Origin of the sequence: Acinetobacter sp. UBA6720, from assembly GCF_002454215.1 — a bacterium.
In the GTDB taxonomy this organism is placed as follows: domain Bacteria; phylum Pseudomonadota; class Gammaproteobacteria; order Pseudomonadales; family Moraxellaceae; genus Acinetobacter.
The window spans coordinates 29,385-53,165 of the sequence record NZ_DKIK01000070.1; the positions used below are offsets into that span (position 1 = coordinate 29,385).

Here is a 23,781-nt window from a genome sequence, read left to right on the forward strand (position 1 = left end):
TATCCCCCTTTTAGGATTAAATTTCAACACTCTATTTATTACAAACACCCTCTCTCACATGTAGCTCCATTTAGAGGAAACCACTCAAGTTATTGAAAATAGGATAAAATTTAATTCACTCTATCGTTTGTTTGATATTTAAAATAAAACATTTCATACTCTTCTGATCACAACCCAAAGGTGTGTTTATACCCGTGGAGTAACTATGGATGGTTCGACTACAACAACAGTAACACCCGCTCTTGGCATGAGCAGACTGTCACAGTTGGTCGATCAGTTCGGCCGTCATAAACATAAACTCAGAATTTCACTGACCGATCGTTGTAATTTTCGTTGTAGTTATTGCATGCCAGACACCCCAGAGTGGTTGGCTAAAAAAGATATCTTGAATTTTGAAGAGCTTTTACAATTTTGTGCGGTTATGGTGCGTCTGGGTATTCGACACATTCGCCTTACAGGTGGCGAACCGTTAATGCGCCAAGGTATTGTCAATTTTATTCATGATTTAAATCACCTCAAAGCCCATGGTCTACAACGTATTTCTATGACCACCAATGCTTTTTATCTTCAAAAATATGCTCAAGGGCTAAAGCAAGCTGGTTTAGATGATCTCAATATCAGCCTCGACAGCATCCATCCAGATACGTTTAAAGACATGACCCAGCGCCCACTTGAGCCTGTGTTAAGGGGAATTACTGCGGCACAACAAGCAGGTATCCCAATCAAACTCAACTGTGTCTTGGTGGCAGGAAAGAATGATCATGAGATTGTCGAACTCACCCAATGGGCCTACCAACAAAAATTTGAATTACGTTTTATTGAATATATGCCTTTAGACCAACCCGATCACTGGCGTGCAGAAAAGGTGATTACTGAAGATGAAATTATTCAAAAACTTAAATCTCATTTTCAAGTTGAAATACAAGCCAGACAACATGACCCTGCAACGCTTTATTTACTCAATGGGCATTATAAACTAGGCATCATTTCCACCATCAGCAAACCTTTTTGTCAGAGTTGTGATCGTTTGAGATTGACTGCGACAGGCGAACTTTTTAGCTGTTTATTTGCCAATACAGGCACTCCGCTACGGCATTTACTTCAACAACCAGATCTTTCTTTATTGCAAACTCATATTTTGAATGCGGTATGGCATAAAAAAGCCGGCTTTATTGAACATCAACAGGCTCCAACACGCAAAATCAGTATGCATGCCATAGGTGGTTAATAAGTTGATTAATTTTGAGTTCGACAGTCATTCGACTATATCCGCATTTATTTTTGTGTTATCTAAATACGTCATAAACGTTGTCTACTGATCAAACTGCTGAACTGCCTGTCGGTTCCTTAATGTTTCGGAATATTTTATGAAAAATGTTGGCATGAAGCCAGAAAGCTACCGAGTGGCAACAGCAAGTGCTGAGTTACTTGCTCCAGCACATTGTTTACAACTTCTTGCCGATGGCAATACTGAAAAAGGCGATGCGCTGAAAACTGCACGCATTGCAGGCATTTTAGCGGCAAAACGCACCGATGAACTGATTCCACTATGTCATCCCCTACCCATTTACCGTGCTGATGTCGACTTTGAGCTTTTGGCCGATCGTGTCGTGATTCGAGCAACAGTTGAAACCATTGGACCCACAGGTGTAGAAATGGAAGCACTCACTGCTGCCAGTCTTGCTGGATTGACCATTTATGACATGCTTAAACCGCATTGTGAACCACATGAGTTGATTATCCAACAGTGCAAATTAGACCTGAAAAAAGGTGGAAAATCACACTTCAAACGCCATTTACGCCAGCCAGTCTCGGCAGCAGTTTTGGTACTATCAGATACAGTTGCAGCAGGCCGTAAACCTGATACAGCAGGTCGTTCAGTCGTAGATACATTAACCGAAGCAGGTTTCGATCCTATTCATTATCAAGTTTTACCTGACGAAGCAGCTCAGCTAAAAGATTTGGTCTTAGAGCTGACCCAATCCTATGCCTGCGTGATTACTGTAGGTGGAACTGGAATTGGCAAAAGAGATATTACGGTCGATACCTTACAACCTTTGCTAGAACGTGAGCTCAATGGACTCATGGAAGCTGCACGGGCTTTTGGTCAAAAACGCACTCCTTATGCAGCAATGTCTCGAGGTGTTGCAGGTTTTATTGACCGCTCATTGGTCATCACATTGCCGGGAAGTCGTGGTGGTGCCAGTGAATCCATGGCTGCGATTCTACCTGCATTGGTTCATATTTTTGATGTTTGCCGTGATCTACCTCATCCGGGAGGTTATGAATGAGTTGTTCAGGTGTCGGTTTAATTACCCTTGATCAAGCCCTTGCGCATTATCGTTCAGTCAAAACACTACCTTGCGTGACTTTACCTTTAGTACAGGCGCATCGGCATGTTTTAGCCGCAGATGTAGAATCAACGGTTGCCCTGCCACTCTTTACCCAAAGCGCAGTCGATGGTTACGCTCTTCGCTCTGAGGACTTGCTTGCAGGGAGCACAAGTTTTGAGGTCATTGGAGAAATTCGAGCAGGTGTTGCAGAGCACATTGAAATACAATCAGGACAAACTGTTCGTATTTTTACTGGAGGCAAACTCCCCCATTCAGCAGATACCGTAGCACGACAAGAAATTATCACCCGTAGCCATAATCTCGCTGTTTTAAATCAAGCTTTAGAAAAAGGTGCAGATATTCGTTACCAAGGCGAAGAACTGAGTATTGGAACTCAGCTTGCACAAAAAGGGCAACGCTTAGGCAATGGCCTAATTGCTGCACTCAGTATGGCGGGTGTTCAGGATGTACAGGTTTACTGCCAACCCAAAATTGCCGTTCTGATTACAGGGGATGAAGTCAGTAGCCAATTGGATAATGAATCTAAAGTTTTTGATGCCAATGCCCCAATGATGTTGGCATGGCTTAACGAACAAGGTTTAACAGATGTGCATTTAGAACATGTGATTGATGATGAGAGTCTACTCTCTCAATCGCTTTCCAATGCAATGAATGGTTATGATCTGGTTATTACCACAGGTGGCGTTTCTGTTGGAGATTATGACCTGATTCGTCCTGTTTCTATGGCCTTAGGGGCAAAAGAAATCTTTTGGCAGGTGGCACAAAAACCAGGAAAACCATTATATTTTGCTGAATATCAAGCAGATAACCATATCTCTTACTTAATTGGTTTACCAGGCAATCCTGCGGCGGTACTGACCTGCCTTGCCGTACATGTTTCTACAGTATTGGCGGCACTGCAAGGGATCGACTCCCCTGCTCCTGTATGGAAAAAAGCACGTTTCACTGATAGCGTAAAACAAGACAGTCGCGAGCAGTTGTTACGTATGGTGTTAAATGTGAACGAACATGGACAATTGACGGTTGCCAAACTCGGAAAGCAACAATCACACATGTTGAGCAATTTGAATCAGGCCAATGTGATTGTTCGAATTCCTGCCCGAGCCGATGCTCCCGTTTCAATGGACTATGTTGATTTTATTTCGATATGAGGTCGATTGATGGTCTTTATCTCTAACCAACAATAACAATGCTGCCGATGCATAATGACAATCAAAGCTTTAACTTTGATTGCACATCATCGCAGCACAAAAGATTTCAAAATGAGAGAGACTCTCTCATTTTGAAAATCAGGTACATGCAATGCAACCTTACCCAGCGACAGCTTTGATCATCTTAGCTGGTGGACAAGCCACACGTATGAATGGCGTCAACAAGCTCCTGCAATGCTTTGATCACGACATTCAACTGTTAAAAATATATAAAGCTTTTCAGGACAAAGTTCAGGAAGTTTGGATCAATAGCCATTGTGACTATGCCAGCTATCTGGCGTTAATTCCTGATATTCGCTATTTCAAAGATGATACAGATGGTTTCTTAGGCCCCTTAGTCGGCATGAAAAGTGCATGGTCATATGTTCAATCTGATTATATTTTATGTGTTCCATGCGACATTACCGAAATTCCACAAGACATCCTGCTTCAGCTGCATCAAGCACTCAAACACCATCCTTTATCTTCCGTTGCTTACGTCGCGTTCAATGGGCAAGCACTTTATCCTTTTTGTTTATTGAAACGCAGCAGTCTCGATACATTCAATCAGCATTTAGAGCGCCAACAGCTTAGCTTAAAACAATGTTTTGCAAATCTATGCCCTCAAAGAGTGAATATTCAAAATCAGCATTCAACTTTTCATAGCTTAAATTCGTTTGAAGAAGTGCAGGCCTACCAGAAAAGTGGCATAAAATGACGCTGAGTGACTCAATTCAGGCGGTCATTCTGAAATAGCAAATTTGAAGCAAAAAGTCGAATATGAATCCATCTGAAGACAATGACCTTTGAGATTTTGAGGAGCGAATTGAATAGTGCTAAAGTGCATCCAGACCTATTGAAAACGACTGAATCACAAATTGTTTTGAACCCATTAAACGGAACTCATCATGCAGGACATTCATATTAAAATCGAAGCTTACGGTGCCATCGAAAAACACCTGCCTGCTGATCTAAACTTGAACTGTGCATCAAACAGTTTAGTTACGGATATATTAAACCAAATTAAAACACACTATCCATCTGCGGCTGACATGATAGAACGCTGTGCCTGTGCTATAGGTGAAGACATTATTCCTCGTCAAACAGTCTTGACTCAAGACTGTACTTTGGTTTTACTTTCGCCAGTCGCAGGAGGCTAATATGTTTGTGTTTCCACGTATTCAAGACACAGCTCTTGATTTAAATCATTTTGATACAATTCAGGCTTTTCCTGAATGTGGTGGAACTGGGATTTTTATCGGAACCGTCCGCAATCATCATGAAGGGCGAGCGGTTCAGGCTTTAAAATATACCGCCTATGCTCCTGTTGCAGAGAAGATGATTCGAGCCATTGAACAGGAAATACAAGAAAAATATGGTCTGTACTATGTTCGCGTTGTGCACCGTATTGGCAAGTTAGATATTGGAGATAAAGCAATTATTGCGGTTGCTTATGCTCCACATCGCAGAGAAGCATTTCAAGCCTGTGAAGAAGCTGTTGAACGTGTTAAGCACGAAGTGCCCGTGTGGAAAGAAGAATTCTATACAGATGGAAGCAGCCAATATGTTGCAGGCTGCTGTATACGACAAGATTATGATGAGCATGAACATAAGCACGGACACCATCATCACCATCATTAATCCTGCATAGGATGAACGCGACACTGAGTATCACATCATAAAACACTGAGCACTACATAACATTCAAAAAATGGTGCTCAGCCTCTATCCATAGAGATTTAAAACCCTAATCCACATGTAAAGAATAAACTGAATTCCAACTCATCCCTTTCAATCTATACATTCCTTTTGCATTTCTGCTCATTTCACCCCTCGTCTTTTAGCACAAGTGTGACGCTCTTCATTCAGGTTAAGGCTCTTTTTATGCAGATATAAGTTGCACATTCAACTTGGCATAAAGTCTGCTTTATGAAACACAAGCTTTAGCCATTAGGAGAAATTTCACCACAAAAATAAAGATTCATTAAAGAATAAATGCTTGAACCTAACTGAAAGTTGGGCTAAAACAAATAAGCAGGGAGGTTAAAAATAAATCATCACTTATCATCTAGATGCAATGTTCATCAAGCACAATGAATTTGCGGTATAAAACTAGCGAAACACGAAATTGACCAATAAAACTGCTATTCGGGAGTCGGAATGAATAACAGCACCAATTATGTCAAACAAATTAAAAACGCTAAACGAGGCGGTTATACCCCAACCCTTGCAAAGGATGTCAACAAACACAAAATTCAAAAAGCAATTCGTCTGATTGAACAATGGAGAACGCTGGCCAATGAACTCAAACCTCAAATGCAACTCGATATGGCTTTTACGTTGGAAGAATGTGCCCAAGACCTCGATCAAATTTTAAGGAGCAAATAAGTTCCATGTACTCACTTAACGCTTTTTAAAAAAACAGTTTCATTCTAGCTTACTGCTTTATTCTGAACATTCACCCACCCGATGGTGGGTGAAGTTTGTACAAAAGATGATGTGTATTTCAATCGCTCACTTTTTGGCTTGCGTTTTCAACAAAATCCGCTATTATTCTTTCCACGTTGCCGGCATAGCTCAGTTGGTAGAGCAACTGACTTGTAATCAGTAGGTCCACAGTTCGAATCCGTGTGCCGGCACCATTTTATACTTAGCCTCGCTTTTTAGTGAGGCTTTGTTGTTTATAGCCTTTAGGTTTTTATTTCGTTTTAAATATCTTTAATTGCTGTAATTTGAGCATAGCGCACGATGCCCTGTTCAAATAATTTTTGACAAAGTTTAGCTGTCATTTGAATTTTCAAATCATCCAAGTTTTTAACTACATTTTGCGCCAAGTGCTCATGATAATAATTTGAAAAACCTGAGAATACTGCATCAGATATATCCTCAATTTCAATCTGCTGATAACCCTGTGCTTGAATGCTGTGCATCAAGTCTGCTTCTAATTGAAGATGACCTAAATGAACGTCCGCAGCTTTTAACAGCATTTTCAGTTGAAGCCTCTCAAAACGATTTAAATTCAAAAATGCATCGCTTAGCATCAGATAATGAAATCCAATCCGACCGTTTGAATTTAAAATAGAATGGGTGGATCGCAGGAATAAATTTAAATCACAGTGATAAGCAGCATCCAGACACAGCACCACATCAAAAGGTCTAGAGAATGTCTTTGAATTTAAATTTAAAAAAGAATTTTGGATGATCTGTATATTTGAATTTAAAGTGTGTCGTATGCGCTGCACACATTCGACTTGTAATTCAACCGCGCAAAGTTGCTGAACATGGTAATGCTGTCGCCACAGCAATAGGCTCGCACCCTGCCCACAGCCCAAATCCAAAACCCGATCATTGGCATCTAGCTGTAACCGATCTGCAAGGCGCATGGCCAAAGCTTGGCCAGCCTCAGGGTAAGATGATTGACCATCCTCCCAATAGCCGAGATTGCTCCAAGCCAGTACAGCGTGATCTCCCAATTGTTTGGCATCAATTGCATACTTATGCTTCGGAAAATATTGCTGTAAAGTTTGGAGCCATTTCATGCTTTAGTAGCCGAGTTGTGGGGCAACCTCAACTTTAGGTTTTAATCCTACAAACGGCAATGGTGCACCAAAAATTTCTGCAATATGCATTGCAGAGGTCACTGCTGATTCTAAAATCGGTAAACCATCACACGACCATGAACCACAGAAAAAGACTTTTCGGTTTGCCATTTTATGACGCTGTTGTAATTCTTTATTCAGCGCGACGGTTTTTGAATCCACCACGGCGCGAGTTAAGGTTACGGTTGAAATCACTTTTTTCGGATCAATCTCCGTCACGGGCTGCCACGTTTGGAACACCGCATTTTTACCGACCAGACTTGGTTCTACTGAGTTAAGCCAGACTGTGAACTGTTGACGAGTAAACTTACGATCCATCATATAACTGAGCACTGACCAATCTTTACGCTTTGGTGGCATCACAGAAGAATCGGTATGAATGACCAGTTGACCTTGCTCAAAACGGAATTGTCTTAACAATGCAATATCATCGACAAATTGTGCAGAATCTAAAAATTCTTCAATTTTGGTCGTTGGGGTTGCAACCACCACACGATCAAATAATTGCTGTTCGCCCTTGTTATTTTCTACCAAAACCTTTTCAGCTTGCTCTGTAACTTTGGTAATGGCCGAGCCACTTTGAATATTGATATTTTCAATCAACTTATCCACCAAAGCTGGGGTTCCGCCTTGTAGACGTAGTAAAGCATCGCCATCGGTCAATTGACGTAAAAAGATCAACAATGGTTTGGCAGGCCATTCACCAATGGTTTTTGGATTGCAGGTACAAATGGTATAAAGCACTGGCATAACTGCACCATGCCAAAATACTTCTTCAATCTCATGCTGATTAATAAACTCAGCCAAAGTCATGTCTTGATCTTTAGATTTGAAGAACTTAGCAATCGCAGTTTTAAGTTGCAACATGCCTTTAACCAAACGCCATCCATACTGTTGGAGACCTTTGCGATTATTAATAATTGGAAAATTGCCGATGCGACTTCGCGTCGTGGTTAACCACGTTTCAGTACGATCTTCAAACAGCCAACTACATGCCATATAGGTACGCACAGGATAGGTTTTAATGCCCAAATAAGTCGCAAGACTCAAGGTATTTTTCCATAAGTGCGGGTTCATGACACGTAAGGGGGCATCAATCAAACCACCTTCAAATTCTGTACTGTGGCTATCCATACCACGCCCAGTCAGCGCTTCGAAAATAGTAATATTATGCCCTGCATCCTTCAGAATTCTTGCGGTAGCAAGACCAGCCATGCCGCTACCAATAACTGCAATATCCAAAATTATGATCCGTCAATCTGACTTATATTGACTGAAATTATGACCCAATGTCGAAAAAATAGGGCTATTAAAAAATACCAGAATCACATCTTTTCATGCACCTTGTCTAAAATACACAATCAGCTGAAATTACATTTCATTACACTAAAAAGATGCATGTAAACAAATTTATGCTTTTCTGAATCTTGTTCCAAATTAAAATTTAAGTTGTTTAAAAACAATAGATATAAATTAACTATTTTTAAAATAGATGTTTTACAACATCCGCAAAAGACGCTAAGATACGCCCCACATAAAAATGATAACTACATCACATAATATTGCCTAGGTAACTATGCAAAACGAGCTAAAACTAGAAAGATACAGCGCATAAAAAATCCCTACTCTTGACCGAGTAGGGATTTCTTCTTTTAGACAGTCAGTGCTTAGTCCACCACAGCAACTGGAATTTCACCAAACTTTCCACGATTAAAATCATCAAAAGCCTGCACTATTTCCTCTTTGCTATTCATCACAAACGGACCATAACCTTGGATAGGCTCGTTGAGTGGCTCACCCGTCAACACCAAAAATTTAGTGTCTGTGAGTGCTTGAAACTGGATTGCAGCTTCGCCATCTTGAGCGAACATCACAATTGAATTATCCACCACTTTTTGTGTGCCATTAATCAGCACTTCACCACTGAGCACAACCACAATGGTGTTATGAGTCACAGGAACATGCACAAAAGTTTCGTAGTCTGCTTTGAGTTCTCCATCCCATACATTGACTGGGCTGAAAGTTTGCGCTGGACCATGATGACCGCCAAATTCACCTGCAATAACACGGATATGTCCTGCATTATCATCCATTTCAATCCGTGGAATTTCCGCAACAGTCAAAGCTTGGTAACGTGGCGTAGTCATTTTATCTTTGGCTGGCAAATTCACCCAAAGTTGCACCATTTCAAACAGACCACCATGTTCAGCAAAGGCAGGTGAATGAAACTCTTCATGCACCACACCTGCACCTGCGGTCATCCACTGTACATCACCTGTGTTAATCGTACCGCCACCACCACTCGAGTCTTTATGTGTGACTTCGCCACTATATGCAATAGTAACGGTTTCAAAACCACGGTGTGGATGTGAACCCACACCACGTTGAGTCGTAGTCGGATCAAATTTGTATGGTGCAGCATAGTCCAACAGTAAGAACGGACTAATGGCTTGGCCTAAACGGTCGTATGAAAACAGGTTTTTAACTGGAAAACCGTCACCGACCCAATGCATGTTTTGATTGCGATATACACCTATTACTTTTTTCATCTTGGAACTCCTATATGGATAGGATGAATAGCAATCTATACTACCCCTTTCCTCAGTTCACTTATAGCTCTGTGCCAATACACACAATCACACCAGTAGGACAATATCATTAGAACCATCCTGCTTTTATAAAAACCATTTGAAAAACAAAGCCATCTTTTATTGTGATGGCATATTTTTGCTCAAATTTTCCTATTTTTAAGATTAAGCATCTCGTTTGGCTTATTTTATTGTCCCATTTTCATCACTAGGATGGTGCTAAATCGAGAAGCGAAAATAAACAGATCTTTGGCTTTTCGGTTTTATAGATAACCACACAGAGGATAGAAAAATGACTCAGCCATATATTCGTTTAGACAAAGATAATGCAGCCGTGCTGTTAGTTGACCATCAAGCAGGTTTGCTGTCATTGGTCCGTGATATTGACCCTGATAAATTTAAAAACAATGTGCTTGCCCTTGCCGCAGCAGCAAAATATTTTAATCTTCCCACCATTTTAACCACCAGCTTTGAAGATGGTCCAAACGGACCTTTAGTCCCAGAATTGGTCGATATGTTTCCAGATGCTCCTTATATTGCACGTCCAGGACAAATCAACGCATGGGACAATGAAGACTTTGTCAAAGCAGTCAAAGCAACAGGTAAAAAACAGTTAATCATTGCAGGTGTGGTGACAGAGGTTTGTGTGGCATTCCCTGCACTTTCAGCACTTGAAGAAGAATTTGAAGTATTTATCATCACTGATGCTTCAGGAACATTTAACCCCATCACGCGTGATGCCGCATGGGATCGTATGTCACAAGCTGGTGCTCAACTAATGTCTTGGTTTGGTGCAGCTTGTGAATTACACCGTGACTGGCGTAATGATATTGAAGGCTTAGGCGCTCTTTTTGCAGCACACATCCCAGACTATAAAAACCTGATTCAAAGTTATAGTAAAAATACAGCGAGCAAATAATCTGCTGAGCGAAGAAGCGATCTTTGGATTAATGCCAATCAGTTCAGAAATTGATTGGCATTTTATTTTTAAATTCATCATGTTATTTGATAGGTAGAACTTTTATCTGGCACGATTCAAGGCAAAAACAGTTTAAACAAGTCAGCGTCCTGCGATCTATTTCCGCATCAAAGGAATCTGGCAAGTTCTGCAGTGAAACACGCTATGTTGCAAGATACTTTTTTACGGACTCAAAAATTAAGGGGCTCATGACAAGAAAACTGAACAGGCCAGCATTAGATCTTCAGATCACTTTTTCGTCGTGCTTACCCATCCGCAATGATACAGTGTAAGACATTCATAACAGACTGCGATATGTCGTAAATCTATACAGGCTTAAACACATCATGCATTCATTTGACGACTATTATTATTTCTATCTTGTGGTCAAACACGGGGGGTTTAGTGCCGCAAGTGAGGCCTCAAATATCACCAAATCGAAGCTCAGTCGCCGCATTTTAGACCTTGAAGCTAAATATAATGTGAATCTCATTCAACGCTCAACCCGTCACTTTAAAGTGACACCTTTGGGTCAGGAATTATTTGATGAATGCCAACAAATTATTCAGCAAGTTGAAACTGCCAACAACGTTTTACTGAAACAGAAAAGCGAACCTCAGGGTTTAATCAAACTGAGTTGCCCTTCGGTCATGATGCGCTATCAAATTCGCAGTTTGCTCAATCAGTTTCTAAAACAATATCCCAAAGTTCAAGTTGAAATGGAGCTCACCAGTCGTCGTGTGGATGTCCTACATGATGATATTGATCTGGCGATTCGTACCAATTTCACAGCCAATGAAGACTCCAGCATTGTGGTACGTGATGTCGTAAGAACTACACATTGCCTAGTTGCCAGCCCTGAACTTCTACAAGGACGCAACATTCAATTTGCGACAGAATTGAATGATTTCCCAACCCTCGCGCTTGGGGTACAAAAGAACCAATATCAGTGGCTATTACATCATATTGAGACCCAAGAACAAATCGTCATTCCTTTGACACCACGGATAAAAAGTAATGACGTAGCAGGCATTTATTATTCAGCCTTAGATGGTTTAGGCATTGCCAATCTGCCCTACTTAACCGTAGAAGATGACATTACAACTGGTCGCTTGGTTCATATTTTACCTGACTGGTGTTCCAATATTGGCACCGTACAACTGGTCTATGCTTCACGCAAAGGACAGCGCTTGGTCATGGAAAAACTGATTGAACATTTGATTCAAGGCCTACGCGACTTTGCCACCAACAGTAAAGGCTATCACCTTTAAAAAATAACCGTACTCACTATAAAAAAATCAGCCACTGGGCTGATTTTTTATGTGCATCGTTCCAATAGATTGGAACGATGCACGACCTTGTATCATTCGATCTACTTAGATTTTACCGACCAAATCAATTGAAGGAGCCAACGTCGCTTCACCTTCTTTCCATTTTGCAGGACATACTTCACCTGGATGCGCATGTACATATTGCGCAGCTTTCACTTTGCGTAACAATTCAGAAGCATCGCGGCCAATACCGCCTGCATTAATTTCAATAATTTGGATTTTTCCTTCGGGATCAATCACAAATGTACCACGATCAGCCAAACCATCAGATTCAATCAGTACTTGAAAGTTTTTAGACAATGTCCAAGTCGGATCCCCAATCAATGGATATTGGATTTTACCAATCACATCTGAAGTGTCATGCCATGCTTTATGGGTAAAATGAGTATCTGTAGATACACCATAAATTTCCACACCCAATTTTTGGAATTCAGCATAATGATCGGCTAAATCGCCTAATTCGGTTGGACAAACAAAGGTAAAGTCAGCAGGATAGAAAAATACAACAGACCATTTACCTTTAAGGTTTTGTTCAGACAACTCAATAAATTCACCATTTTGGTACGCTGTTGCATTAAACGCTTTAACTTCAGTATTGATTAAACTCATGTATTTTTCCTCAAAAATGAATGGATGTGCTTAAGTAATGAAGCTAGAATACGTGCAAATTAAAAATTGGTGAAACAGTAAGTTTTTATGAAATTTATCGGTTTTTTAGATTAGAAAACCCTCGTTAAGTTTTACCCTTGTCACAGTTGTCACTATCAAGTTTTACATCTGAAATGCGTTTAAAGACTGCCATGCTGCTTGAGCTAAAACGTTTGCATAATCTGTAGGTAAAGGGCTTACTCGACCAGATAACCAAGCACGGCAGTAGCTTTCTGTTGGTCCAATCATCAGAGAAAGGCGAAGTTCAACTGGCACAGCAATCATGTACTCGGCATCAGGCTGAAGAGCCAGCCACTGACCTAATTGCAAATTACGCTGTAAGTTTTCCTGCTTTAACGTTTCGGCATGTATCCCTTGCTGCACACTGTAACTGGCTGCATATAAAAATCGTGCAAAATCAGGATACTGCTCTACCCAGTCCAGATAACTATGAATAACGGCATACAGTCCATGTTTAAGGTTTTGACTCTGTTGCAAAGCTTGCATACGTTGAGTCGCTTGATCCTTTAAAGCCGAAATATATAAAGCCGAAACGATGCCTTCTTTATGTTTAAAATGATGATAAATCGCCCCAACACTGGTCTCAGCAGCATCTCGAATCATCTCTATGGTCGTGCTTTCGATACCCTGCTGAATAAACTGTTGTAAAGCACAATTTAAAATCTGACGTTTAAGCTCCGCACGTCGACCAGGATAAATTCGTTCAAGTAAGGCTATGTTTTGCATCATCATTCCTTTTTTACTGTGCTCATCATAAATCAAGACTCGCTCTTTTGTGTAGAAGAGTCGTCAAATCAGCCAAATACAGAATAATATTCTGTATGAGAATATTATTCTTCAAATAATGCATGAAGGACATCACCATGAGTCAAGCCTTAAAAATATGGAAAACCCTAGAAGCCAAACCTGCTGGGAAATGGACATTTTCAAAACTGCTGTGTTTAAAGGCGCCTTATTTCAGCAGTATCTCCCCATTATTCGAACAACTGCGCCCAGACTACTGCGAAGTGAGCATAAAAAAACACCGTGCTGTGTTGAATCATATTGGTACTGTGCATGCCATTGCGATGTGTAATATGGCAGAACTCGCCGGAGGCACCATGACCGATGTGACCGTACCCAATACGCACCGCTGGATTCCAAAAGGCATGCAAGTCGAATATATACAGAAAGCATCGACTGATTTAGTCGCAGTGGCAACACCAGCACAGTCCAATTTTGTTTGGAATGAAGGCAGTGATTATGTGGTCAATGTTGAAGTTAAAAACACTGCTCAAGAACTGGTTTTTCGTGCCACAATTACAATGTGGGTTTCACTGAAAAAATAAAATTTGCGACCAAAACCCACTATTCGATGGTGGGTTTTCAATCCGTTCATCTTAAATGCGTACAAACTAACAATGATCTTTTTCAAATGAATTTGCATACACTCTGTTAAGATGAATGATGATCTATCCCCATTAATTTCATTTTAAAATATAGAGAAAGTCATGGCCCAAATTAAAATCTATGCTTTAAATAAAACCATAAAAAGACATCGAGATCATCTAAGTATTGCCATTCACCAAGCGTTAACCAAAACACTGAAATATCCCATAGAAAAAAAATTTCAACGTTTCATTTCATTAGAATCAGAACATTTTATTTACCCATCAGACCGTACAGAATCTTACATCATTATCGAAATCTCTATGTTTGAGGGCAGGACAAAAGAAGCAAAAAAAGCCCTCATTAACACACTATTTCAAAACATTAATGATTTATGTGGAATTGATTTCAATGATATTGAAATCACAATATTTGAAACCCCAAAAGAAAACTGGGGAATTAGAGGTAAAAATGCTGATGAATTACAATTAAATTATCAGATCAATATTTAGAAAATAAAATACAGTATAAAAAACCACTATTTAACTGTGAGTTTCCAATGAAGACACTTTAATGCAGGCACAGCCACAACAGAAAAGCCCTTGAAAATGCGCCTGTATAAATTCATTGATACAAGATCTACGATATTAAATGATCACTTTAACTTATTTAATTATCAGAATAAAAAACATCGCAGGGAATATGACACCTAATAAAAAAAATACAAATGGGGCAACATACCTATCCACCCATACGGGGCTATTTCCATGCCCATCTGTAAATAGACGCTTTTTCCCTATAGATAACGTAACTAAGAGAAAGGCCAAAAAATACAGTATATTTTGATTAAATAAAGCAAGATTTTCAGAATAATGGATGCCATGTGTTCTTTCTGAGAGCAAAAAGAATATAAAAACGGTATAGCCGATAAAGCCTGTTCCACAACACATCCATCCAGAGGCTTCGCTTTTTGATTGTCTTAATTTCAATTTTTAAGCCCTTTAAAATAAACAAAGTGCCTTATCCAAAATATCTGAGTTTCTCTGCACATAAAAAAAGAACTTGATATCAATCAAGTTCTTTTTGATCACTTTGTACAAGGTTTATACCTGATACCAGTTAGAACGGAAGGTCATCATCCATATCCGCTGGTGCTGTTGCAGGCGCAGACTGAGGTGCTGCTTTTGGTGCAAAACCACTTGGGTTATTGTTCGCATAACCACCTTGTTGGTTGTTACCACCTTGATTGCCACCATAACCGCCTTGGTTGTTATTGTTATAACCTCCACCTTGGTTATTGTTGAAACGTGGTTGTGCATAACCATCATTTCCGCCTTGCATTTGCTCACCTTGCTGACGGTTGTTGTCTAGCATCTGCATTTGCTCACCACGGATTTCTGTGGTGTAACGCTCTTGACCATTTTGGTCTGTCCACTGACGCGTGCGCAATGAACCTTCAATATACACTTTTGAGCCTTTGCGCAGGTATTGTTGCGCAATTTCACCTAGACGGTTGTGTAACACAATACGGTGCCATTCAGTTTGCTCTTTACGCTCACCTGTACTTTTATCTGTCCAAGAGTCGCTGGTTGCAATTGAAAACTGAGTCAACGAACCACCATTTGGAAAAGTTTTCGTCTCTGGATCTCGGCCTAATGTGCCCACTAAAATAACTTTATTTACACCGCGCATCTGATGTTTACTTCCTATCTATTTCTATTATTTACTTTATAAGAGTTATGCTTAAATGGCTACCTCTTTCCCTAACAACTGCGTTAAATCTTGTCGCGTCGCATCATCTATTTGCTGCTTATCGACCTTGACATACGCCACTTGCTGATCAGACATCACCACGACCTCTTCAATACCACGAATCGCTAAAAGTTGGGAAGTCCATTCATCTGTTTGTTTATGTTCAGGTAAACGTAGCACCATCGAAGATAAATAGCGTGGCTGCGCCAAACCAAAACTAATCAATAACCAAATAATGGCAAGTCCAGTCAGAATACTCCAGCCCAAAGCAGTATTGTTTAATAACAATAATTGTCCACCTGTAACGCCACCAAAAAAAGCGCCTAAAAACTGGCTGCTGGCATTTACGCCCATCGCGGTGGCTTTAGACTGAATTGGTGCGGCTTTCGATAACCATGAGGGCAACAACGCCTCCATAACATTAAAAGCAATAAAGAATAAGCCCAAACCCGTGAGCAAAATATACTTTGACTCAAAACCAAAAATTAGAATGCCTAGGCCTAAAATAATACCGCCAATCGCAGTTAAAAAGATGCCGCGCATCTTGCGGTATTTTTCAGCCAATACAATACTTGGGAAAGCAAAAAACAGGCTAATCACCAACAATGGCAAGTACACCCAACCATGCGAATTGAGTGGAATTTTGGCAAAATCAATCAACTGTGATGGGACATAAATAAACATTGCTGTCAGCAATAAATGTAAGCTAAACACTGATACATGCAGACGGTTCAGATCACCCATTTTTAAAACTTGTTTGAGCTGAGCCAAATAACCTTGATCAAAATTTCGATGGTGGCGGGTAACTTTTGGAACCAACAGCAACATTGAAATGGCGGCCAGGCCCATGATCGTCGTTACCCAAAACAAACCTGAAATACCCACTAAACCGGTAAGCCACGGCCCCAAACTAAAGGCTACAGCAAAAGAAACCCCGATACTCATCCCCATGGTTGCCATGGCTTTCATGCGGTTTTCTTCACGGGTCACATCGGCGAGGAGCGCCATCACCACAGCAGAAACAGCACCACCACCGGCAATAGCACGACCAATAATCACCCCATAAATAGTGTCTGACATTGCCGCAATTGCACCGCCCAATGCAAACAGAAGCAGCCCAAAAACCACCAAAGGCTTCCGACTATAACGGTCAGCAATCAGACTAAATGGAATCTGTAGAATAGCTTGGGTTAAACCATAAATCCCCACAGCTAAACCGAGCAGTGCAGGTGTTGCATATTCATAAGTCTGCCCTGCTACAGAAAAGACAGGGATGATCATGAACAAACCCAACATGCGTAAGGCAAAAATACTGCTTAAGGCAAAAGTTGAACGACGTTCTAAAGCATTCATCATAAACGAAGACAGACTGTATTGAATTAATCTTGGATCAAGATTATAGGCTATTCAATCCGACTAGCGACATGAATTTTATATTTAATAAAAGCGTTCCTGATCTGAAAAACAAAAAGCGCAGCCTGAGCTGCGCTTTTCTTCGGTTCAAAACAAGCTGCTTTAAACGGCTTGATGTTTTTGATATTGGATAGACGCAATCACGGCCCAAACAATAAAGGCTACACCAATTAAACCTGTAACAATTTCAGGAACATGAAGACCTGTACCACTTGCCAGCATAATAAATGCCAAAGCACCAATTGCATAGTGCGCACCATGTTCAAGGAAGACATAAGCATCCAAGGTGCCTTTTTCGACCAAGTAAATGGTCATCGAACGCACAAAGATCGCACCAATGGCAAGGCCCAACATGATAATCACGACATCGGAAGTAATGGCAAAGGCACCAATCACACCATCGAAACTGAACGATGCGTCGAGAACTTCGAGGTATAAGAAACCACCGATACCCGCTTTAACGACACCTGTCGTTGCGCCATTGGCATCATGCACAATTGCATTACCATCTTCATCAATTTCAGGCTCGCCACCGAGTAAATGGCTCAGTACCTGTACACCAATATAAACCACGATGCCCCAGATTCCTGCCATAGTCACGACTAGACGTTTGGCTTCATCAACATTCGCCGCCATCACCAAGAGTGCAATCAAGGCCAAGAATACAGACATTGCAGGGACATTGGCCAAGTTTGCCAAACGACGCTCCAACCAACGGAACCAGTGCGTATCTTTACCTTCATCCAAAAAGAAGTTAAGAAACACTAACAATAAGAACGCGCCACCAAATGCAGCAATTTCAGGATGATGATCCATCAAACGTTGTGAATAAGTCTTCGGATCATTTAAAGCCAATTGAACGACTTCAACGAAGCCCATATCTGCAGTTACCGCCACAATTGCGACAGGGAAGATTAAGCGCATACCAAATACAGCGACTAAAATACCCACGGTAAGGAATAACATTTTCCAAAAATGATCCCAACCACGTAACACGGACGCATTGACCACAGCATTATCAAAAGATAAAGAGACTTCCATCACCGCTAAAATGGCAGTAATAGTCAGTGCAGTAAACATGGTCTTTAAGCCCGCTTCTGGTCCATGGGTAAAACCCCAGTACGCAGACAACGCAAGACACACGATCGTAAAAATGATAGAGAAACCAAAATGTTTCATCATGACAGATCGACCTTTAAAAAATTTGGAAATTAACTAAAACTTAAAAATCAGGTTGAGTTTTATGGTCGCAATTATGACCGTTTTTGTAGATGAAACCAAAACATCTTCGTTAATTTTTACTTATTTCCTCACCACACAGTGTTGGATTGTTCTTCCGAGTCAACAGTTGTTATAGTCTTGCCCATATTTCGGCTTTTCTCAGGATAAATTAATGGCTTTTTCTCAAGATGTTTGGCAACGTAATGTCGACTTATATCAAAAAACATTGGCTTTGCCTTTTAACCAAGAATTGGCTTCAGGTAGCTTGAATAAAGAAGCGTTTTGTCATTATGTCATCCAAGATGCACATTACTTGGTGGCTTATGGTCGCGCGCTCGCCGTATGTGGCGCCAAAGCTTATGATGCTGATGACATTATTCAGTTTAGCCAAGGGGCCAAAGAAGCAATTGTAGTCGAACGCAGCTTGCACGATGGTTTTATGAAAAACTTTGGGATTTCAAAACAACAATTTGAAGAAACTCCTTTGACTTTAGCTTGTCATCATTACACTTCTTTTTTAACCGCAACAGCATGGTCTGAAAGCTATCCTGTGGTGTTAGCGGCACTCTTACCTTGTTTTTGGATTTATGCTGAAGTCGGTAAAGACATTGTGGGCAACTCTATCGCTAACAACCCATACCAAGCCTGGATTGATACTTATGCAGGAGAAGAATTCAATCAAGCTGTGCGCAATGTGATTGCAACCATTGATAAAGTAGCTGCACGTTGTGATGCTGACACCATTGAGAAAATGCATAAAGCCTACCGTAAAGGGGCTGAACTGGAATGGTTATTCTGGGACAGCGCTTATAAACAACAGCAATGGCTCGGTTTAGACCACGCTTAAAAGCTCAAATGATCCCAAAAGCCCTGAACCCTTCAGGGCTTTTTTATTGCCCAAACATCGTATTTTTTCAGATGACGCGATTGCTATTTTAAGGATTTAAAACTAAACTTCACCAATGATAATAATTATCATTTGNNATAATTAACTTTCGAGGGCCATTCCCATGCATCCTGATACTCTAGGTACTGAAGCCATTCGTGCATTTTTTACCGTACAATGCTGCTGGCTAAATAACGAAGAAATTTATCTTGAAAAAGGCTGTTTACACTGCGGTTCTGCCGCGACCTATCTGATTTATTATACCAATCCACACATTCAAAAACTGATGTTAGCTTTTATTAAAAAATATCATTGTCTTTTAAGTCGGCAACAAGATTTACTCGACTTACCTGACTTTGAAGATGACTACGACACTTTCTTGCAAACCCTTGAGCATGAGGTTAATTTTTATGCGCGAATTCATCATGACATCGCGCGTCCTTTTGCTTTTGAAACAGTCGATTCAATCTTTGAACGTAGCTATGCCATCGCATGTTAGTCGCAGCATAAGAGCATAACTATTACGATCTCATTCAGGCGTATGACAAACGATACAAATGACAACAGCATTTTAGCTTTGCCATACACCTGACATTTTTAATGTTTCTTCTATTCCTATATTTATATCAAATTTTTCATCTCCAACTCTCAGTCTGTCACTCTACTTTGAGACTTGTCTCGACCATCAAATCTAGCTACAGTCTATCAGCAGCATTTTTTCTTCTAGCCGACATAATTTGTCGCTATAAAATCATCTGTAACACTTGAACAAAGCATAAGTCGTTATCATATACCTCCTTTATCTGCACAATTTCGAGATAGTTTTATGAGCCAAAGTCATATCCGTATTCGAGGCGCACGTACCCATAACTTAAAAAATGTGAACCTTGATATTCCCCGCGACAAATTCGTGGTGATCACGGGACTTTCTGGTTCAGGTAAGTCGTCGCTTGCATTTGATACACTGTACGCCGAAGGTCAGCGTCGTTATGTCGAATCGCTCTCGGCCTATGCGCGCCAGTTTCTATCACAAATGGAAAAACCTGAAGTTGACTCAATTGAAGGCTTAAGCCCTGCAATTGCGATTGAACAAAAGTCGACCAGCCACAACCCACGCTCTACGGTGGGCACCATTACCGAAATTTATGACTATTTACGTCTACTCTACGCACGTGTCGGCACACCGTTTTGCCCAGAACATGATTTGCCGATGGTGGCTCAGACTGTGTCGGAAATGGTCGATGCAGTAAAAGGATTAGATGAAGGGACCGCCCTGATGCTGCTTGCGCCTGTAGTGCGGGAACGTAAAGGTGAATATTCAAACCTGTTCGAACAACTACAAAGTCAAGGTTTTGTGCGTGCCCGTGTCGATGGTGAAATTGTAGATCTCGATCCGATCCCAGAACTCGATAAAAAGAAAAAGCACACCATTGAAGTGGTGGTGGATCGTTTCAAAGTCCGTGATGACCTCGGCAACCGCATTGCAGAATCTTTTGAAACTGCTCTACGTCTCGGTGGTGATATTGCCATTCTCTCGTGGATGAATGGTGAACATCCCGATCGGGTCTTTTCAGCTAAACACTCGTGTCCTGAATGTGACCGTGCCGTTGCAGAACTGGAACCACGTTTATTTTCATTTAACAACCCCTTTGGTGCTTGTCCAACCTGCGATGGTTTAGGGACCCGTAGTCATTTTAGTGCTGAAAAACTCATTCCAAGCCCTGATGTTTCGATTAGCCAAGGCGCGATTCGTGGTTGGGATAGACAACGCCCGTACTACTACAGCATGATTGAAAAAGTGGCGGCGCATTTTGGTTTTTCTTTGGATACGCCTTGGAATGAACTGGATGCCGATACCAAAAAGAAATTCCTCTATGGTACAGGCAAAGAAAAAGTTGATCTCAGTTACATAGATGAACGTGGTCGTAAACATAACCGCGTACAAGCCTTTGAAGGAATTTTGCCACACTTAGAACGTCGTTACCGCGAAACTGAAAGTAACTATGTTCGTGATGATTTGGCACAGTATTTATCCAATGCGGCCTGTGATGCCTGCGGTGGCTCACGTCTGAACGAAATTTCACGTCATGTTCGTGTCAAAGACAAAACCATTGCCCAAATTACCAAAATGTCGATTGGCGATGCTGAAAGCTATTATCAGGACTTAAATCTTGATGGGGCTAAAGGTGAAATTGCCGATAAGATTTTTAAAGAAATTCGTGAGCGTCTACATTTCTTGGTCTCTGTGGGTCTAAACTATTTAAGCCTATCGCGTTCAGCAGAAACCTTGTCTGGTGGTGAAGCGCAACGTATTCGTCTAGCTTCACAAATTGGCGCAGGTTTAATGGGCGTGATGTATGTCCTCGATGAGCCATCCATTGGTCTGCATCAGCGTGATAATGACCGTTTGCTAGAAACTTTGGTTCGCTTACGCGACTTAGGCAACACAGTGTTAGTGGTTGAGCATGATGAAGATGCGATTCGGGCAGCAGACCATATTATTGATATTGGTCCAGGTGCAGGGATTCATGGTGGTCATGTGATTGCTGAAGGGACGTATGATGAAATTCTCGCGAATACAGACTCGCTCACAGGTCAGTATTTATCAGGTAAACTGAAAATTGAAGTTCCGAAAAAACGTACTGAACCACCAAAGCCTGATGAACAAATTAAATTGATGGGTGCTGCCGGACATAACCTACAAAATGTAGATTTAACCATTCCTTTAGGCGTGATGACCTGTGTCACAGGCGTGTCTGGTTCGGGTAAATCAACCTTGATTAACCGTACATTATTGCCTTTGGCAGCGACTCAACTGAATGGTGCAACCACTTTAACTGCAGAAAAGTTTGACTCGATAGATGGTCTGCAATTCCTTGATAAAGTGGTTGATATCGACCAAAGCCCGATCGGTCGTACACCTCGCTCCAACCCTGCAACCTATACCGGTTTATTCACCCCAATTCGTGAACTCTTTGCACAGACCCAAGAAGCCAAAGCACGTGGCTATGCCGCAGGGCGTTTCTCATTTAACGTGAAAGGTGGTCGCTGTGAAGCCTGTGAGGGTGACGGCATGATCAAAGTCGCAATGCACTTTCTACCTGATATGTATGTGCCTTGTGATAACTGTCATGGTAAACGCTATAACCGTGAAACCTTAGAAGTCGGTTATAAAGGCAAGAATATTTCGGATGTGTTGGAAATGACGGTGGAAGATGCCATGCATTTCTTCGACGCGATTCCTGTCATTCACCGTCGTTTGGAAACCTTAAATCAAGTCGGTTTAGGCTATATTCGCTTAGGCCAGTCTGCAACTACACTATCAGGTGGTGAAGCACAGCGTGTGAAGCTGGCTCGAGAACTAGCGAAACGTGATACGGGTAAAACGCTGTATATCTTGGATGAACCAACTACAGGTCTACATTTCCACGATATTGCTAAGCTTTTAGATATCCTGCATGAGCTACGGAATAAGGGCAATACCATTGTGGTGATTGAACATAATTTGGATGTGATTAAAACCGCAGACTGGATTGTGGACTTAGGTCCAGAAGGAGGTTCAGGTGGCGGGATGATTATCGCGGAAGGAACGCCTGAACAGGTTGCGAAGAATAAAATTTCGCATACAGCGAAGTTTTTGAAGCCGATGTTGAAGTAGTAAATCCTCCCCAACCCTCCTTTTAAAAAGGAGGGAGTTCCCATTACTAATCAAATGGTGTTCCCCTCTTTATCAAAGAGGGGTTAGGGGAGATTCAATAACTGTCGCCTAAAAAAATTACAATTAATGATTTATTCAATTTCATTTTAAAAATATCTACAAATATAGAATAAGGAAAAATAAGAATGGTTATAGATACAAATAACTGGAATACAATTAAAAATGTTTTTTCTAAAGCACAGCAAGCAAATATGCATGCGAATATTGCTAGTGTTTCTCGCGATGGGATACCAAATATTACTCCAATTGGAACTGTCTTTTTGAATGATGATGGAACAGGATTTCTATTTGATGCATTCTCTCAACAATTAGCAGAAAACTTAAAGCAAAATAAAAATGTTTGTATCAGTGCTGTAAATTCAAGCAAATTATTTTGGCTATCATCTTTTATTAAAGGACAATTTAGCTCCTATCCTGGGGTAAGAATCTATGCAGAACTAGGAGAATTAAGGCCCGCGACAGAAGACGAGAAATTACGAGTGAACGCTCGCATCCAGTCTCTAAAATGGACCAAAGGAAGTAAATTAATTTGGTCTGATTTCACCCATGTTAGAGAGTTTAATGTTAATGCTTACCGATGGATAAAGTACCCGCATATGATGGATCATTTAAAATAATGTTACACTAAAGCAGAATTCACTTTTAAATAATATTTATCGACTTATTATTATGCAATGACACCCAAAATAGTAAAACTTTAAATTACATTTAAAATAGACCTCTTCCATAAATAA

At 40.8% G+C, this 23,781-nt stretch carries 24 protein-coding genes and 1 tRNA gene; 16 read left to right on the forward strand and 9 right to left on the reverse strand.

All coding sequences use genetic code 11. The features are described 5' to 3' along the window. Positions 1–205 precede the first annotated feature (205 nt). The 8 genes from moaA (at position 206) to B4F08_RS05910 (ending at position 6,186) form a co-directional block, all read left to right on the forward strand. On the forward strand, positions 206–1,228 hold the full coding sequence (moaA, locus tag B4F08_RS05875; protein ID WP_291373767.1) for a GTP 3',8-cyclase MoaA: 1,023 nt from the start codon (positions 206–208) through the stop codon (positions 1,226–1,228). A gap of 139 nt (positions 1,229–1,367) precedes the next feature. Beyond that, complete coding sequence (moaCB, locus tag B4F08_RS05880; RefSeq protein WP_151707185.1) at positions 1,368–2,291, forward strand: bifunctional molybdenum cofactor biosynthesis protein MoaC/MoaB; 924 nt, start codon at positions 1,368–1,370, stop codon at positions 2,289–2,291. Beyond that, positions 2,288–3,505, forward strand: coding sequence for a molybdopterin molybdotransferase MoeA (locus B4F08_RS05885; protein WP_291373770.1), 1,218 nt, complete (start codon positions 2,288–2,290; stop codon positions 3,503–3,505). The genes moaCB and B4F08_RS05885 overlap by 4 nt, the downstream gene beginning before the upstream one ends. Before the next feature lie 151 nt (positions 3,506–3,656). Next, a complete protein-coding gene (mobA, locus tag B4F08_RS05890) occupies positions 3,657–4,262 on the forward strand; it encodes a molybdenum cofactor guanylyltransferase (protein ID WP_291373772.1) in 606 nt (201 codons plus the stop codon). Between the two features lie 190 nt (positions 4,263–4,452). After that, positions 4,453–4,704, forward strand: a complete 252-nt coding sequence (locus B4F08_RS05895; protein ID WP_151707188.1) for a MoaD/ThiS family protein — start codon at positions 4,453–4,455, stop codon at positions 4,702–4,704. A gap of 1 nt (position 4,705) precedes the next feature. Continuing rightward, positions 4,706–5,185, forward strand: coding sequence for a molybdenum cofactor biosynthesis protein MoaE (locus B4F08_RS05900; RefSeq protein ID WP_291373774.1), 480 nt, complete (start codon positions 4,706–4,708; stop codon positions 5,183–5,185). A 519-nt stretch (positions 5,186–5,704) separates the two neighbouring features. Then, positions 5,705–5,932 (forward strand): hypothetical protein, encoded by a 228-nt coding sequence (locus B4F08_RS05905; protein ID WP_004691623.1) that lies wholly within the window; start codon positions 5,705–5,707, stop codon positions 5,930–5,932. Positions 5,933–6,110: 178 nt separating this feature from the next. After that, positions 6,111–6,186, forward strand: a tRNA-Thr gene (locus tag B4F08_RS05910). A 66-nt stretch (positions 6,187–6,252) separates the two neighbouring features. Here the strand turns inward: B4F08_RS05910 and B4F08_RS05915 are convergent. The 3 genes from B4F08_RS05915 to B4F08_RS05925 form a co-directional block, all read right to left on the reverse strand. Then, positions 6,253–7,083: an SAM-dependent methyltransferase gene (locus B4F08_RS05915; protein ID WP_291373778.1), complete on the reverse strand. Its 831-nt coding sequence runs from the start codon at positions 7,081–7,083 to the stop codon at positions 6,253–6,255. 3 nt (positions 7,084–7,086) lie between these two features. Then, positions 7,087–8,385 (reverse strand): FAD-dependent oxidoreductase, encoded by a 1,299-nt coding sequence (locus B4F08_RS05920; RefSeq protein ID WP_213033324.1) that lies wholly within the window; start codon positions 8,383–8,385, stop codon positions 7,087–7,089. A gap of 425 nt (positions 8,386–8,810) precedes the next feature. After that, complete coding sequence (locus B4F08_RS05925; RefSeq protein ID WP_151707190.1) at positions 8,811–9,692, reverse strand: pirin family protein; 882 nt, start codon at positions 9,690–9,692, stop codon at positions 8,811–8,813. Positions 9,693–10,023: 331 nt separating this feature from the next. Between B4F08_RS05925 and ycaC the strand changes: the two genes are divergently transcribed. Both ycaC and B4F08_RS05935 read left to right on the forward strand, forming a co-directional pair. Continuing rightward, positions 10,024–10,650, forward strand: a complete 627-nt coding sequence (ycaC, locus tag B4F08_RS05930; RefSeq protein ID WP_086209128.1) for an isochorismate family cysteine hydrolase YcaC — start codon at positions 10,024–10,026, stop codon at positions 10,648–10,650. A gap of 386 nt (positions 10,651–11,036) precedes the next feature. Next, positions 11,037–11,960, forward strand: a complete 924-nt coding sequence (locus B4F08_RS05935; RefSeq protein WP_291373782.1) for a LysR substrate-binding domain-containing protein — start codon at positions 11,037–11,039, stop codon at positions 11,958–11,960. Between the two features lie 105 nt (positions 11,961–12,065). Here the strand turns inward: B4F08_RS05935 and ahpC are convergent, their stop codons facing one another. Then, positions 12,066–12,629: an alkyl hydroperoxide reductase subunit C gene (gene ahpC, locus B4F08_RS05940; protein ID WP_086209130.1), complete on the reverse strand. Its 564-nt coding sequence runs from the start codon at positions 12,627–12,629 to the stop codon at positions 12,066–12,068. Between the two features lie 162 nt (positions 12,630–12,791). Continuing rightward, entirely contained in the window at positions 12,792–13,415 is a 624-nt protein-coding gene (locus B4F08_RS05945) for a TetR/AcrR family transcriptional regulator (protein WP_291373784.1), read from the reverse strand. Positions 13,416–13,552: 137 nt separating this feature from the next. On the opposite strand from B4F08_RS05945, the gene B4F08_RS05950 reads away from it, so the two are divergent. Both B4F08_RS05950 and B4F08_RS05955 read left to right on the forward strand, forming a co-directional pair. Continuing rightward, on the forward strand, positions 13,553–14,017 hold the full coding sequence (locus tag B4F08_RS05950; RefSeq protein ID WP_086209131.1) for a hotdog fold domain-containing protein: 465 nt from the start codon (positions 13,553–13,555) through the stop codon (positions 14,015–14,017). Between the two features lie 162 nt (positions 14,018–14,179). Next, positions 14,180–14,569 (forward strand): tautomerase family protein, encoded by a 390-nt coding sequence (locus tag B4F08_RS05955; RefSeq protein WP_086209132.1) that lies wholly within the window; start codon positions 14,180–14,182, stop codon positions 14,567–14,569. Positions 14,570–14,722: 153 nt separating this feature from the next. Here the strand turns inward: B4F08_RS05955 and B4F08_RS05960 are convergent, their stop codons facing one another. From B4F08_RS05960 to B4F08_RS05975, 4 genes are all read right to left on the reverse strand, one after another. Further along, the gene (locus B4F08_RS05960; protein WP_291373787.1) at positions 14,723–15,046 is read right to left on the reverse strand and encodes a hypothetical protein; all 324 of its coding nucleotides are present in this window, start codon (positions 15,044–15,046) and stop codon (positions 14,723–14,725) included. A 130-nt stretch (positions 15,047–15,176) separates the two neighbouring features. Beyond that, the gene (gene ssb, locus B4F08_RS05965; protein WP_086209134.1) at positions 15,177–15,749 is read right to left on the reverse strand and encodes a single-stranded DNA-binding protein; all 573 of its coding nucleotides are present in this window, start codon (positions 15,747–15,749) and stop codon (positions 15,177–15,179) included. A gap of 51 nt (positions 15,750–15,800) precedes the next feature. After that, positions 15,801–17,165: an MFS transporter gene (locus B4F08_RS05970; RefSeq protein WP_086209135.1), complete on the reverse strand. Its 1,365-nt coding sequence runs from the start codon at positions 17,163–17,165 to the stop codon at positions 15,801–15,803. Positions 17,166–17,324: 159 nt separating this feature from the next. Beyond that, the gene (locus B4F08_RS05975) at positions 17,325–18,404 is read right to left on the reverse strand and encodes a DUF475 domain-containing protein (protein WP_086209136.1); all 1,080 of its coding nucleotides are present in this window, start codon (positions 18,402–18,404) and stop codon (positions 17,325–17,327) included. Positions 18,405–18,615: 211 nt separating this feature from the next. On the opposite strand from B4F08_RS05975, the gene tenA reads away from it, so the two are divergent. From tenA to B4F08_RS05995, 4 genes are all read left to right on the forward strand, one after another. Continuing rightward, the gene (gene tenA / locus B4F08_RS05980) at positions 18,616–19,290 is read left to right on the forward strand and encodes a thiaminase II (RefSeq protein ID WP_086209137.1); all 675 of its coding nucleotides are present in this window, start codon (positions 18,616–18,618) and stop codon (positions 19,288–19,290) included. 163 nt (positions 19,291–19,453) lie between these two features. After that, the gene (locus tag B4F08_RS05985) at positions 19,454–19,828 is read left to right on the forward strand and encodes a hypothetical protein (RefSeq protein WP_086209138.1); all 375 of its coding nucleotides are present in this window, start codon (positions 19,454–19,456) and stop codon (positions 19,826–19,828) included. 327 nt (positions 19,829–20,155) lie between these two features. Continuing rightward, positions 20,156–22,987, forward strand: a complete 2,832-nt coding sequence (gene uvrA, locus B4F08_RS05990) for an excinuclease ABC subunit UvrA (protein WP_291373790.1) — start codon at positions 20,156–20,158, stop codon at positions 22,985–22,987. A 185-nt stretch (positions 22,988–23,172) separates the two neighbouring features. Continuing rightward, positions 23,173–23,664, forward strand: coding sequence for a pyridoxamine 5'-phosphate oxidase family protein (locus B4F08_RS05995; protein WP_291373792.1), 492 nt, complete (start codon positions 23,173–23,175; stop codon positions 23,662–23,664). The last annotated feature ends 117 nt before the right edge of the window (positions 23,665–23,781 follow it).

Bases quoted from the DNA above. Each gene is read 5' to 3' on its own strand.
- moaA (WP_291373767.1), top strand. From the start codon at position 206: ATGGATGGTTCGACTACAACAACAGTAACACCCGCTCTTGGCATGAGC.
- moaCB (WP_151707185.1), top strand. From the start codon at position 1,368: ATGAAAAATGTTGGCATGAAGCCAGAAAGCTACCGAGTGGCAACAGCA.
- B4F08_RS05885 (WP_291373770.1), top strand. From the start codon at position 2,288: ATGAGTTGTTCAGGTGTCGGTTTAATTACCCTTGATCAAGCCCTTGCG.
- mobA (WP_291373772.1), top strand. From the start codon at position 3,657: ATGCAACCTTACCCAGCGACAGCTTTGATCATCTTAGCTGGTGGACAA.
- B4F08_RS05895 (WP_151707188.1), top strand. From the start codon at position 4,453: ATGCAGGACATTCATATTAAAATCGAAGCTTACGGTGCCATCGAAAAA.
- B4F08_RS05900 (WP_291373774.1), top strand. From the start codon at position 4,706: ATGTTTGTGTTTCCACGTATTCAAGACACAGCTCTTGATTTAAATCAT.
- B4F08_RS05905 (WP_004691623.1), top strand. From the start codon at position 5,705: ATGAATAACAGCACCAATTATGTCAAACAAATTAAAAACGCTAAACGA.
- B4F08_RS05915 (WP_291373778.1), bottom strand. From the start codon at position 7,083: ATGAAATGGCTCCAAACTTTACAGCAATATTTTCCGAAGCATAAGTAT.
- B4F08_RS05925 (WP_151707190.1), bottom strand. From the start codon at position 9,692: ATGAAAAAAGTAATAGGTGTATATCGCAATCAAAACATGCATTGGGTC.
- ycaC (WP_086209128.1), top strand. From the start codon at position 10,024: ATGACTCAGCCATATATTCGTTTAGACAAAGATAATGCAGCCGTGCTG.
- B4F08_RS05935 (WP_291373782.1), top strand. From the start codon at position 11,037: ATGCATTCATTTGACGACTATTATTATTTCTATCTTGTGGTCAAACAC.
- ahpC (WP_086209130.1), bottom strand. From the start codon at position 12,629: ATGAGTTTAATCAATACTGAAGTTAAAGCGTTTAATGCAACAGCGTAC.
- B4F08_RS05945 (WP_291373784.1), bottom strand. From the start codon at position 13,415: ATGCAAAACATAGCCTTACTTGAACGAATTTATCCTGGTCGACGTGCG.
- B4F08_RS05950 (WP_086209131.1), top strand. From the start codon at position 13,553: ATGAGTCAAGCCTTAAAAATATGGAAAACCCTAGAAGCCAAACCTGCT.
- B4F08_RS05955 (WP_086209132.1), top strand. From the start codon at position 14,180: ATGGCCCAAATTAAAATCTATGCTTTAAATAAAACCATAAAAAGACAT.
- ssb (WP_086209134.1), bottom strand. From the start codon at position 15,749: ATGCGCGGTGTAAATAAAGTTATTTTAGTGGGCACATTAGGCCGAGAT.
- B4F08_RS05970 (WP_086209135.1), bottom strand. From the start codon at position 17,165: ATGATGAATGCTTTAGAACGTCGTTCAACTTTTGCCTTAAGCAGTATT.
- B4F08_RS05975 (WP_086209136.1), bottom strand. From the start codon at position 18,404: ATGATGAAACATTTTGGTTTCTCTATCATTTTTACGATCGTGTGTCTT.
- tenA (WP_086209137.1), top strand. From the start codon at position 18,616: ATGGCTTTTTCTCAAGATGTTTGGCAACGTAATGTCGACTTATATCAA.
- B4F08_RS05985 (WP_086209138.1), top strand. From the start codon at position 19,454: ATGCATCCTGATACTCTAGGTACTGAAGCCATTCGTGCATTTTTTACC.
- uvrA (WP_291373790.1), top strand. From the start codon at position 20,156: ATGAGCCAAAGTCATATCCGTATTCGAGGCGCACGTACCCATAACTTA.
- B4F08_RS05995 (WP_291373792.1), top strand. From the start codon at position 23,173: ATGGTTATAGATACAAATAACTGGAATACAATTAAAAATGTTTTTTCT.